At 35.9% G+C, this 12,550-nt stretch carries 13 protein-coding genes; 5 read left to right on the top strand and 8 right to left on the bottom strand.

What is annotated here, in order from left to right; all coding sequences use genetic code 11:
• The first annotated feature begins 46 nt into the window (after nucleotides 1-46).
• Complete coding sequence (locus FJR38_RS19655) at nucleotides 47-1,927, top strand: ABC transporter ATP-binding protein (protein WP_168538885.1); 1,881 nt, start codon at nucleotides 47-49, stop codon at nucleotides 1,925-1,927.
• 314 nt (nucleotides 1,928-2,241) lie between these two features.
• Nucleotides 2,242-2,457 (top strand): hypothetical protein, encoded by a 216-nt coding sequence (locus FJR38_RS19650; protein WP_168490743.1) that lies wholly within the window; start codon nucleotides 2,242-2,244, stop codon nucleotides 2,455-2,457.
• A gap of 126 nt (nucleotides 2,458-2,583) precedes the next feature.
• Here FJR38_RS19650 and rnhA read toward each other — a convergent pair whose 3' ends face one another.
• Genes rnhA through FJR38_RS19635 form a run of 3 tightly spaced genes read right to left on the bottom strand, consistent with a single transcriptional unit; the run spans nucleotide 2,584 to nucleotide 4,514 of the window.
• Nucleotides 2,584-3,492, bottom strand: coding sequence for a ribonuclease HI (rnhA, locus tag FJR38_RS19645; protein ID WP_168490745.1), 909 nt, complete (start codon nucleotides 3,490-3,492; stop codon nucleotides 2,584-2,586).
• Nucleotides 3,493-3,509: 17 nt separating this feature from the next.
• Entirely contained in the window at nucleotides 3,510-3,932 is a 423-nt protein-coding gene (locus FJR38_RS19640; RefSeq protein ID WP_168490747.1) for a GNAT family N-acetyltransferase, read from the bottom strand.
• Nucleotides 3,933-3,947: 15 nt separating this feature from the next.
• Nucleotides 3,948-4,514, bottom strand: coding sequence for a pyridoxamine 5'-phosphate oxidase family protein (locus FJR38_RS19635; protein ID WP_168490749.1), 567 nt, complete (start codon nucleotides 4,512-4,514; stop codon nucleotides 3,948-3,950).
• 73 nt (nucleotides 4,515-4,587) lie between these two features.
• Here FJR38_RS19635 and FJR38_RS19630 point away from each other — a divergent pair, with 73 nt between their 5' ends.
• Nucleotides 4,588-5,499: a 1-aminocyclopropane-1-carboxylate deaminase/D-cysteine desulfhydrase gene (locus FJR38_RS19630; RefSeq protein WP_168490751.1), complete on the top strand. Its 912-nt coding sequence runs from the start codon at nucleotides 4,588-4,590 to the stop codon at nucleotides 5,497-5,499.
• 219 nt (nucleotides 5,500-5,718) lie between these two features.
• Here FJR38_RS19630 and FJR38_RS19625 read toward each other — a convergent pair whose 3' ends face one another.
• Complete coding sequence (locus FJR38_RS19625; protein ID WP_168490753.1) at nucleotides 5,719-6,366, bottom strand: class I SAM-dependent methyltransferase; 648 nt, start codon at nucleotides 6,364-6,366, stop codon at nucleotides 5,719-5,721.
• A gap of 19 nt (nucleotides 6,367-6,385) precedes the next feature.
• A complete protein-coding gene (locus FJR38_RS19620; protein ID WP_168490754.1) occupies nucleotides 6,386-6,646 on the bottom strand; it encodes a hypothetical protein in 261 nt (86 codons plus the stop codon).
• 103 nt (nucleotides 6,647-6,749) lie between these two features.
• Between FJR38_RS19620 and FJR38_RS19615 the strand changes: the two genes are divergently transcribed.
• Nucleotides 6,750-7,421 carry an ATP-dependent Zn protease gene (locus FJR38_RS19615; protein WP_168490755.1) on the top strand — a complete coding sequence of 224 codons (672 nt, stop codon included), beginning with the start codon at nucleotides 6,750-6,752 and terminating at the stop codon, nucleotides 7,419-7,421.
• Here the strand turns inward: FJR38_RS19615 and FJR38_RS19610 are convergent.
• Nucleotides 7,418-8,443 (bottom strand): diguanylate cyclase, encoded by a 1,026-nt coding sequence (locus FJR38_RS19610; RefSeq protein WP_168490759.1) that lies wholly within the window; start codon nucleotides 8,441-8,443, stop codon nucleotides 7,418-7,420. The two genes, FJR38_RS19615 and FJR38_RS19610, sit on opposite strands and share 4 nt — an antisense overlap.
• An 871-nt stretch (nucleotides 8,444-9,314) precedes the next feature.
• Here FJR38_RS19610 and alaS point away from each other — a divergent pair.
• Complete coding sequence (gene alaS / locus FJR38_RS19605; protein ID WP_168538883.1) at nucleotides 9,315-11,957, top strand: alanine--tRNA ligase; 2,643 nt, start codon at nucleotides 9,315-9,317, stop codon at nucleotides 11,955-11,957.
• Nucleotides 11,958-11,999: 42 nt separating this feature from the next.
• Here the strand turns inward: alaS and FJR38_RS19600 are convergent, their stop codons facing one another.
• Nucleotides 12,000-12,215, bottom strand: coding sequence for a type II toxin-antitoxin system HicB family antitoxin (locus FJR38_RS19600; RefSeq protein ID WP_168538881.1), 216 nt, complete (start codon nucleotides 12,213-12,215; stop codon nucleotides 12,000-12,002).
• Nucleotides 12,215-12,406, bottom strand: a complete 192-nt coding sequence (locus FJR38_RS19595; protein ID WP_168538879.1) for a type II toxin-antitoxin system HicA family toxin — start codon at nucleotides 12,404-12,406, stop codon at nucleotides 12,215-12,217. Before FJR38_RS19595 ends, FJR38_RS19600 begins: the two co-directional genes overlap by 1 nt.
• Between the last annotated feature and the right edge of the window lie 144 nt (nucleotides 12,407-12,550).

Genomic DNA, 12,550 nt, shown 5'->3' with positions numbered 1-12,550 from the left:
GTATAACTCTTTTAAATTTAAAATTTTGCATTTTGCATTGTTAATTATGAGCATCTCACCATCCCCCACTAAATCTGATCCAGAATACCATCGTCGGGACAATGACTGGCGATTATTTTTGCGCTTAGTACCTTATGGTCGTCGTCATGGCAAACTATTAGCAGTATCTATGTTGCTGCTTGTTCCTATCGCTATTTCTAGTGCTATCAAACCTATGTTGGTAGGACAGGCAATTTCTTTAATTCGCAAAGAACCTAGCACCTATCAATTCCTTCAGAATATGCCTCTTGCAGAAGGCTTAAATATCCTCTTAGGAATGCTACTAATAGCAATTACTATTCGGTTAGTATTGGTAGCTATACAAGGTTTTTTAGTACAGAAACTGGGACAAAAAATTACAGCCGCTATTCGTGAGGATTTATTTCATCATGTGACATCTTTAGCTGTACGTTTTTTCGATCGCACACCTGTCGGTAAATTGATTACAAGACTAACCAGTGATGTAGAAAGTTTGGGTGATGTCTTTTCAACTGGGGCTGTAGGCATTGTTTCTGATTTATTATCTATGCTGGTAATTATTGGATTGATGTTTTCAATTCAATGGCAACTTGCTTGTTTGTTAATATTCCTTCTTTTCCCTGTGACGTGGTTAATGATTTATTTTCAACAGCAATATCGAACGGCTAATTATAAAACCAGGGAAGAACTTTCTAAACTCAATTCTCAACTCCAAGAAAATATTGTTGGTATTAATGTAGTCCAATTATTCCGCCGTGAAAAATTTAACGCGGAGTTATTTCGGGTGACAAATCAACGTTATGTACAGGAAGTAGATACTAGTATTTGGTATGATTCAGCAGTTTCTTCAACTTTGGAATGGGTTGGTTTAATTGCTATTGCTGGTGTGTTATGGATTGGTGGTTGGTTGTTGTTAGGTGAACAAATCACTTTTGGGATTTTATCGGCATTTATTTTATATGCCCAACAATTTTTTGAACCGTTGCGGAATTTTGCGGAAAAGTTTACTGTAATTCAATCTGGTTTTACGGCTATTGAACGGGTAGTTGATATTTTAGATGAACCCATTGAAATAAAAGATTACTCTCGTCCACAAATTTCTAATGTAGATTTTGAGTTTGGTTATATTAATGAGATAGTCTCTAAGTTAGAATCTCAAGATTTTACTCCTGTGCCGGCTTTGGGAGAAATCAAGTTTGAAAATGTTTCTTTTGCTTATAAAGATGATGATTACGTTATTAGAAATTTAGACTTTACTATTCACCCAGGGGAAAAAATAGCTTTAGTCGGTCCTACAGGTGCGGGGAAAAGTTCAATTATTCGGCTGTTGTGTCGTCTTTATGAACCAACTCAAGGACGTATTCTCGTTGATGGTGTGGATATCCGCGAAATTCCCCAAGTGGAACTACGTCGTTATATGACGGTGATTTTGCAAGAAGCATTTTTGTTTGCTGGTGATGTAAAAAGTAATATTACTTTAGGTGATCATTACAGTTTTGCAGAAATTCAACAAGCGGCAGAAAAAACTAATGTAGCCGAGTTTATTAACCAACTTCCCCAAGGTTATGATACTCAATTGCGAGAACGAGCAACAAATATTTCTAGTGGTCAAAAACAACTTTTAGCTTTTGCTCGTGCTGCTATTCGCAACCCCCAAATTTTGGTATTAGATGAAGCTACAGCTAGTTTGGATGTGGGAACGGAAGCTTTGGTTCAAGAGGCTTTAAATCAGTTGTTGATACAACGGACATCTATTATTATTGCTCACCGTTTATCTACAATTCGCAATGTAGACAGAATTTTTGTGTTGAAACGGGGAGAATTAATTGAACAGGGAAGTCATGACGAATTATTACAACAAGAGGGATTTTATGCTACCTTGCACAATTTGCAAATGTTAGGAACGTAGGGGCGCAGGGTCTGCGCCCAGTCAGGAGTCATTACATTCTCTGGAGTCCTATTTAGGACTTCCAAGAAATAAATTACCCAAATAACTAACCGCAGAGGCGCAGAGGACACAGAGGAATAAGGGTTTGAGAGATTTTTGCGTTAGGTGGTTGAGAGTTTTTTTATTTGGAGTTCTCTTAATCAAATGTGTGCAGTATTTATGTGATATAAATCACTAATTTATGACTGCTGTAATCACTATTGTTTTCGCTAGTTAATCACTGAAATAAAATCAATTATAGGCGATATTAAAGTTGTAGAGTTCAGTTTTAACAAATGCCAAAAATCAATCTTCTCCCTGGTGCTGTTGCGGAAATTATGGCTGCTACTGCTGATACTGGTTCTCTTTCTTTAGCAGATCGTTATGGTTTAATGGCGGCTATTTTAAATGAATCTTTAGCAGAAGAAGAAATAGAATCTATCAATAGATTGCTACGTTTTGTCATCAAAGGTCGTATTAAGGTGACAAACGATATTTCTACTGATGTCTAATTTTGATGAGGATATGATATTTAAGATTTTGACTATATTTTGTTTAATTTATGAATACCATAATTTATCATTTATCAAGTTTTCAAGTATTTCCCCTTACCTATTCCCCTTCCCGTAATTGATTGTTTAATCTGCTTCGGTTTCTATTTTGTCGCTACGTTCAAGTTCCCAGAGAATTTGATTACCTTCCCGTCTGACACGCGAAACTATCCAATTTCGCCAGCGCCATTCATCTCCTCGACTGGTGACGGCGCTAGAGTGGACACTCATTAAGTCTGCTAATTCTGAACTGGTAATTAGGTAGCCTTTTTCGGCAATTTCGTCCGCAATACGCAAAGTTTCTACCAAGTTGCGAAGTTGTGAAACCCTGATTTCGGTGGGTTGTTCGTTGGTTGTAGTCGCAGTTGAAGCGGTAGATGGTTCCATAGTGGTTATATCTGATGCAGACGGACTGCTTTCCAGGGTATTTTTATTAATTATTGTAGAGTTTATTGGATAATCAGATACTTTTGCTACGCTTATTTCCCTAATTTTAGGTAAAGTTTCATGAAGCCGTTCAGGTAATAACTCTTGTAGATCAGGGATTTTGCCATTTGCGAAGGAGCGAGCGATCGCATCACAACGTTCATTGCCAATGTTACCAGAATGTCCCCGGACGTGCTGCCATTGTATGAGTCGGTTATTAAGTTGATCGAGGGTTTCTAAGAGGTCTTGATTTTGGACAGGATTCCCATCTGATTTTTTCCAGCCTTTCCTTTTCCAACCTGGCAACCATTTAGTAATAGAATTAATCAGATATTCGCTATCGGTGTAGAGAGTAATCGGTTCAGTTTGTCCAGATGATTTGAAAAATTCCAAGGCGGCGATCGCTGCTTGCATTTCCATTTTATTATTAGTAGTGTGCTGCGATGAATCACCCATTTCGTGAACCGAACCATCATTAAAATAGACGACTGTACCCCAACCACCAGGACCAGGATTGCCTGTGCAAGCACCATCTGTATATATACTTTGAATTATGCGTTGATTAGACATGATCAAATTCAGGAATTCTAGAGAGTTGATATATTAGTAGCAAACATTAATTCCAATTTCACAGGATTTTTTGTGAAACCCCAACGTTGATAAAATGGCATCATCTCTGGTAAACAAAAAAGAGCTATAACTTCAACTTCTTTTAATTGGGGATGATTAATGACTTCATCTAATAATTTAGCACCAAATCCCCTTTTTCTATAATTAGGTTTAACAATTACATCATAAAGAACTGCGCGATAAACAAAATCACTCAGAACACGACAAAAACCAATTAATTGTTCTTCCTCATTTACTAAAGCAATAATAATATCAGATGCAGCCAGCATTTTCACAACACCTTGATATGTCCTATTTTTACTCCAAAATTCATTTTTGTATAATTCCACAAGTTCAGAAATTTGGGTTTCATTTAATTGATTAATTATTTGGTAATTCATGCTTTTTAACTTTTATTAATCACCTGGATTTTGAACTTTACTCAAAGGAGTTGATAAACCATCAATACTCATAATATTTTTCTGCTGTTGATATTCCTTAATTCCCTCTTCCCCTTTTTTACTAGCCCAATTAACTAAAGTTTCTCTTTGTCCTTGATATTCATACAACGGAACACCAAAACCACAAGAAGTTTGTACTCTTTCAATATCTGCAACAATAATTTGCCGCGTTCCTGGAAGAGGAGAAAATAGAGGATAGAGAGAATTCCAGTCAGGAGAATCTGGCAAAATAGTTTGTCCCTGACCGTAAAGACGGAGAATACAAGGAGGTTCTTGAAAAGCACAAAACATCAAAGTTATACGCCCATTTTCCTGCAAATGAGCCGATGTTTCATTACCACTACCTGTAACATCCAAATAACCGACTCGGTGAGGAGAGAGAATCCGAAAACTTTCTAAACCCTTGGGAGAAAGGTTAACATGGCCTGTAGAACTTAGAGGTGAAGTCCCGACAAAAAATATTTTTTGACTAATAATAAACTTTTGTAATTCTTCCGTAATCGAATCAAAAACTTTAGCCATAATCCAGGTTAATAATTTTTTTTGCAATCTTAGTATTTTCTACTAATCTAGTAAAGTTTAACTTTTTTGGGAAATGTCGTCAATTTTTTTACCTCCACCAATTCAAAAAATTAATAGTGAGATAGCAACTAACGCAGGTGTTAACTTATATATCTTACGTCTTGATCTCATGCACCCTCAAATTAACGGTAATAAATGGTTTAAATTGAAGTATAACCTAGCAGCAGCTAAAGAGAAAAATTTCTCAACCATTCTCACCTTTGGTGGTGCTTATTCTAACCATATTTATGCCACAGCAGCAGCCGGAAATCTGTTTGGTTTCCGCACCATTGGTATAATTCGGGGTGAAGAAAATATACCCCTAAATTCTACTTTACAATTTGCAGTTGCACAGGGAATGCAATTAGTATATATTAATCGGCAAACATATAAACAACGCCATACAGAGAAATTACAAACCCAATTACAACAGCAATTTGGGGAAGTGTTTATTATTCCTGAAGGAGGTTGTAACTTAAATGGTATGCGTGGTTGTATAGAGATATTAGCAACAATTAAAGAATTTAATACTGTCTGTTTAGCTTGCGGTACAGGAACAACATTAGCAGGAATGACACTATCATTAAATCAAAACCAAAAAATGATTGGTTTTCCTGTCTTAAAAGGTGGTAATTTTCTTCAGGAAGATATCAACAACTTACTAAAAAATTATCTAGCTTCTGACTTACCAAAACCTGTTAATTCTCCTGCACCTTGGGAATTAATTTGTAACTATCATTTTGGTGGATATGCTAAAATAAACAATGAATTAAAGCTATTTTGTCAAAATTTCCAAGAACAACATGACATACCTTTAGATTATGTATATACCGGAAAAATGTTTTATGGAGTCATGGATTTAATAACACAAGGTTATTTCCAGTCGGAATCTTTACTTTTAGTACATACCGGCGGATTACAGGGGAATATCGGATTTACAAATTAGTAGATTGGGTAAAAGACAACATTATCAATAATTTTGTTGGGTTTCCTTCCTTAACCCAACCTACTTTTTTGAATTAATTTATTTGATATTGCTGATAGCCATATTAAAGTATGAAATTGAAAAATTCTTACTCTCTGAGACTCTGCGACGGCAGTCACTCATGGGGGAAACCCCCCAAGACCGCGCTGCCTCGCCTCTGCGTGAGGTAAAATCATATTCTTAATCAGCAATGCCATTTATTTTCACTCCAATTAATAACGCCATTTCCAACCATTTCCAGTAACAGTCAACATCAGTAAAACCTATTTTTCTTAACCAATCTAGTTGTGTTTCTACATCTAAAAGTTTATTTGACGGGTCGTCTTTTGCTACTTCCATATCAATAGCTTTTAAAAAACGTTCGTGTAGTTCTGGTGTTGGAGAAGATACGTGTTCTAAATTGCAGAAAATACCACCAGGTTCGAGAAGTTGGTAAATTTCTGTATATAAATCAAATTTGCGTTCGTGGGTAAGATGATGAATCGCAAAACTGGAAACTATTGCATCAAATAAACCTAAATTTGGTAAAGGTTCATCTAAATTATGTTCTATTATTTCTACTGTTTTATCTTCAGCAAAGCGAGTTTTTACTAATTCCAACATAGTGGGAGAAAAGTCAATAGCTATGCTTTGCATTTGGGGACGTTCAATTTTGAGTAATGCGAGTAATCTTCCGTCTCCAGTTCCTAAGTCAAGAATGCGTTTAACGTTTTTGGGAACTTGTGATAATAAAACAGCCTCTCCTTCCGTGCGGTGAGGTATTTTATCTGCTTTTCCCAAATAACGCAAAGCGTGTTCGGGAGATGTCCACAGGTTGACGTTATTCATGAAGTTATCCTTATCTAAATTAAGCGTGTAAATTGGCTTGTTCTTGTAACCAAGAATCTACAGGTTGTCCATCTTTGCGTTTGAGTTCTATTTCTATTACCATTACTTCTTTAGAACCTGGAGGTGCGGGTTTTTTATGAAAGAGAATATCATAATCTAAAGGGTTTTGATTATGTTCTTTTAACCAATCTTGAACTTTAGTAAGTGCAAAAAATGATTGTCCTTGTGCAAACATTTGGGTAATTTGCATTTGTAAGGTGTAAGGATTGATGCGACTCATTTTTTGATAACTCCTGTGTATGGTTATAGAGAGAGAATGATGGATTTGATGAGTAGATTATAAATTATAATCACATAATTAACCTAAATACAAGAACCTAAAAATGAGCCAAACTGCAATAAATCTGATTGCTATATCTGTGTTTTTGATGACTTTTTCCAGTTTATTAGGACCATTAATCCATCTTTCACCAACAATACCAGCTTTAGCTACGGTGACGTTTTTGGGAATTGCGACTTTGGATAATTTCAGTTTTGAAGGAAAGGGAGGAACGATAGTATTAGACGTGGTGGCGCGATTTTCTCCAGAATATCGAGAAAGAATTATACATCATGAAGCCGGTCATTTTTTAGTAGCGCACCTATTAGGAATTCCTGTGACTGGCTACACCCTCAGCGCCTGGGAAGCTTGGAAAAAAGGACAACCAGGACAAGGTGGGGTAACTTTAGAAGATAGCGAGTTAGCAGCGCAATTAGAAACGGGAAAAATTAGCGCCCATAAGTTAGATCGTTATTGTAATATTTGGATGGCGGGAATTGCTGCGGAAACTTTAGTTTTTAACTCTGCTGAAGGTGGAAATGATGATAAAAGTAAGTTAAGAGAAATTTTGCAAGTCATCGGTTTTACTGGAGAAATGTATCAGCAAAAAGAAAGGTTTCATCTTCTCCAGTCTAAAAATCTCATTCAGGAAAATTGGTCAAGTTATGAAGCTTTAGTTATAGCTATGAAAAATCGGGCTTCTGTAGCTGAATGTCAACAGGTTATTCTTAGCTAAGAAGAAACAGTATGTAAATGGCAAATATGATGGTGGTAATCCCAATTTACCACTTTATTTCTGCCAGTTGCTTTGGCTTCTAATAAGCATTGATCAGCACGATATAATAAACTTATACCATTTCCGTCATCTTCGGTTTCTAGAGTCGCTACACCTAGACTGATGGTGATATTAATAGATAGTTTATTGTTAATTACAAATGAGTTTTCTTCAACTACTCTATTGAGACGACTACTTATATTTAGTGCTTCTTGAATGTTAGTATTAGTCAACAAAATGACGAATTCTTCTCCACCATAGCGGAAAGGAATATCTTGCGATCGCAGATTATTTTTGAGTCGCTGACATAATAATTGTAACAGGCGATCGCCTACTAAATGCCCATGAGTATCATTAACTTTTTTGAAAAAGTCTACATCTAAGATAATCAAACTAAAAGGATCTTTTAAAGTTCTAGCTTGTTTAACTTGTTTAGGTAAATCCCATTCTAAAGCGCGGCGATTATTTAATTCTGTTAATGAATCAGCTAAAGCGATCGCAGATAATAACGCATTTTTATCCAACAAATCTCGATATTTCTGAGCTTTCCGTAAACCAACCGTAAACTGAGCTATAATTATTTGATAATTAGCTGCTAAATTTGCTAAACTATAAGTAGTTTGATCTTCAGGAATTTGCCAAATATAAGCATCAGCACCTTGTTCTAATGCAGCCGCATTTACTAATAATTCCCATTCCCAATTTTCCTGACTTCTCTGAAAAAGTAACTCAGGACGATCCTCAAATAAAATGCAGTATATATAAGATAACTTAGTTTGTTCTTTCAACCAAAAACATAGCTCTAAACTTCCCACTAAACTCGCTTGGACTAAAATTATATCAGTCGGTGTAATTTGAATATGTGACTGAACATAATTGAGATCGTCAATAATATCTATATTAAAGATACTCGCATCAAGAATCTGATCTGGAAGTGTAGCCAGAAAATCATTACTTCCAAAAACCAAGATTGAACTTTTCATTGTTTTCCATGTTCCATATTTCTAAGTTAAATAAACTATTTTCCACCAATAGCTTTGTCTAACTATTTTTGACAAGCATCAAGAGGATTTCTGCTGTTTTATTCACAAATTGTTAAGTTCTATACTATTTACTGTCTGATTTTTGTCCTTGACTTTCCAATGGTAAAAATACGGAATAATATCTTTGCCTAAATAAAGATATATTGCCAAAATTTAAGTTTTGTAAATAAAAATGTTAAAAAACGTGAAGAAAGAAAGGAATTTTCTTATTTTAAGAGTTGCTTAACAACTGAATTGTCAAAGCCTTTCGACTACTGGCTTTGTGCAAACAGTAGTCATCTAAAAATTAGGTAGTAGATGATCTAATGTGATAAGAGTTTTTTGTTTATCCTTTATTTGTATCTTTATTCGTACACCTATACCGTTTTTTCACAAGTATTTCTTAATAATTCCATCTCAATATTTTCTCTGTCAGCGTTGGTATTAAAATCAAATAAAGCCATCAGTAATCAATAATTTGCTTGATATCGGGCTTTTTAGCCCACATTCCCCAAAACTCAGACAGGTAATAAATAATAACTTTAAGCGTTGCTATGTAAAAGCAGGAATAAACTTAACGCATAGACGCAAAACAGAACGGAAGTAGGGGTAATTCATGAATTACCCCTACGCAAGAATCTAAATTCAAGACTTGGTATTTTTGGAATTGGTGTTGCTGAGTGAAAGTATGAATTTGTTTTACGCAGAGGCTTAAAAAGAAAGAGTTTGAAAGTTTATATCTAAATTCAGCAACACCGAATTTTACTAATCACCAATTAGCAGCATAAACTAGATAACTAGCAACTTAATTTATTATTTTTTGTAAACTCTCATGTCTTCAACTTCCCAGTATCTTAGCGGTAACGATATTCGCCAAATATTTCTTGATTTCTACACGCAAAGGGGACACCAACCGCTTCCGAGTGCTTCCCTTGTTCCTGAAGATCCTACGGTGTTGCTAACTATTGCCGGAATGTTACCATTTAAGCCGATATTCCTGGGACAACGCACATCAGAATTTAAACGCGCTACGACTTCGCAAAAATGTATTCGTACCAATGATATCGAAAATGTGGGACGGACTAAACGCCACCATACATTTTTTGAAATGTTGGGTAATTTTAGCTTTGGTGATTATTTTAAACCACAGGCGATCGCATGGGGTTGGGAATTATCCACCCAAGTCTTTGGTTTTTCTCCTCAAAATCTCGTTGTTAGCGTCTTTGAAGACGACGACGAAGCTTTTACCATCTGGCGCGATACCATTGGTGTAAGCGAAAAACGCATTAAGCGCATGGGTGCAGATGATAACTTCTGGGTTTCTGGCGCTACTGGTCCCTGTGGTCCTTGTTCGGAAATTTATTATGATTTTCATCCAGAATTAGGTGAAGAAAACATTGATTTAGAAGATGATTCCCGGTTTATCGAGTTTTATAACTTGGTATTTATGCAATATAATCGGGACGCTTCGGGAAATTTAACGCCGTTGCAAAATAAGAATATTGACACAGGAATGGGTTTAGAAAGAATGGCGCAAATTCTCCAAAAGAAGCCGAATAACTATGAAACAGATTTGATTTTTCCGATTATTGAAACTGCGGCAAAAATTGCCAAAATTGATTATTACGAAAGTGATGAAAATACAAAAGTTTCTTTAAAGGTAATTGGTGATCATGTCCGTTCTGTTGTTCACATGATAGCCGATGAAATTCGCGCTTCTAATGTTGGTAGAGGTTACGTTTTACGGCGGTTAATTCGTCGCGTTGTTAGACATGGTAGATTAATCGGAATTTCTGGAGAATTTATTAACCAAGTTGCAGACACAGCAATTTCTCTTTCTGAATCAATTTACCCAAATTTACGACAAAGAGAAGTTGCTATTAAAGCTGAGTTACAACGGGAAGAAGTAAATTTCTTAAAAACTTTAGATAGAGGAGAAAAGCTGTTAGCTGAAATTATTGAAACCGTAAAACAGCAAAACCAAAAATCTATTACTGGTGAAAGTGCTTTTACTCTTTATGATACCTACGGTTTCCCATTAGAATTAACTCAAGAAGTTGCAGAAGAACATAATTTAATAGTTGATGTAGATGGTTTTAATGCAGAAATGCAAAAACAGGTAGAACGCGCTAAATCTGCACACGAAACCATTGATTTAACTGTTCAAGGTTCTTTAGATAAACTTGCAGAACATATCCATTCTACAGAGTTTATTGGTTATAACCAATTAGCAACAACCGCGAAAATCGAAGTTTTATTAGTTGCTGGTATTTCTGAAGAAGCAGCAGAAGCAGGAACAGAAGTACAAATTGTTTTAGACAAAACTCCTTTCTACGCTGAATCAGGTGGACAAATTGGAGATAAAGGATATATTTCCGGAGATGGGATTTTAATCAGAATAGAAGATGTGAAAAAAGAATCTGATTTCTTTATTCATTTCGGACGCATTGAAAGAGGGACAATTAGAATTGGTGATGAAATTACCGCCCAAATTGACACCGCTTGTCGTCGTCGCGCTCAAGCTAATCATACAGCAACTCATTTATTACAAGCTGCTTTAAAGAAAGTTGTTGATGAGGGAATTTCTCAAGCTGGTTCTTTAGTTTCTTTTGATAGATTGCGATTTGATTTTAACTGTCCCCGCGCTTTAATTGCTGAGGAAGTTATTCAAATTGAAGAATTAGTAAATAGTTGGATTTCTGAAGCTCATCCTGCTACAATAGAAGAGATGCCCATCGCCGAAGCCAAAGCTAAAGGTGCAGTAGCAATGTTTGGGGAAAAATACGGTGATGAAGTCCGCGTGATTGATTTCTCTGGTGTTTCGATGGAATTATGTGGGGGAACTCATGTTAATAATACTGCGGAAATTGGCGTTTTCAAAATAATTTCTGAAGCCGGAGTTTCTTCAGGAGTGAGAAGAATAGAAGCGGTTTCTGGGGCTGCGGTATTGGATTATTTGAATGTACGTGATAAAGTGGTTAAAGATTTGAGCGATCGCTTTAAAGTCAAACCTGAAGAAATACCCGACAGAATCACAACTCTACAAACCGAACTCCGCAACAACGAAAAAGAAATTCAAACCCTAAAATCACAACTAGCAATAGTTAAATCTGACAGCTTATTACAAACTGCGGAAACACTAGGAGAACATCAAATTATTGTCGCCCAAATGGAAGATGTTGACGCAGAATCATTAAAATCTGCTGCGGAAAGATTACTGCAAAAAATCGGTAACGGTGCTGTGGTTTTAGGTTCTATTCCCGAAGCAGGAAAAGTAAGTATTGTTGCTGCTTTTAGTTCTGAAGTGAATAAAAAAGGTGTACAAGCAGGAAAATTTGTCGGAACTATAGCGAAAATTTGTGGTGGTGGTGGTGGTGGAAAACCCAATTTAGCCCAAGCTGGGGGACGTGACGCAACCAAATTACCAGAAGCTTTAGAAACTGCGAAAAGTGATTTGTTAGCAGCATTAAAATAGGATTTAGATCCCCGATTTTTTAAAGAAGTCGGGGATTTGAGTTTATATTGTCACTGCAACTTTACCAACTTCTGTAGAAGGTTTAGGTATAGGTTTTCCATCTTCTTTTAACACTTCCAAATACAATTCTATAGCTTCTTTAATATTTTCCTGTACTTCTGCTAAAGTATCCCCAATGCTGACACAACCGGGTAAGTCAGGAACATAAGCACCCCAGTTTGTTTCACCACGTTCATAAATTACTGTGTACTCAATCATTATATTTCTCCTAATTTTGCTTGCTTCCAAATTGATGAAAGTGTACCTATGGGAATATCATCACTTGGTTTTCCAGGTACAACTACGATACCTGATTTATTTTCATTTTTGAGGATACGGTGACTACCTCTAATGCGATCTATATACCAACCATCATCTTCTAGGATTTTGAGAACTTCTTTAACCTTCATTGTTTACTATCATAGCGTGATTAGTGATTTATTCTGTTTAGAGAAACAGCACTAATACAGAGGTTGTGTGTTAAATTTAATTAAATCCATATAAATTACTACATTTAGTATGATACAACCTAAGTATTAAAAAACTTACAGGAG

Source organism: Anabaena sp. UHCC 0253, from assembly GCF_009712085.1.
GTDB lineage: Bacteria > Cyanobacteriota > Cyanobacteriia > Cyanobacteriales > Nostocaceae > Dolichospermum.
Note: the sequence above shows the minus strand (reverse complement) of the source record. Positions and strands in the feature narration are given on the sequence as shown.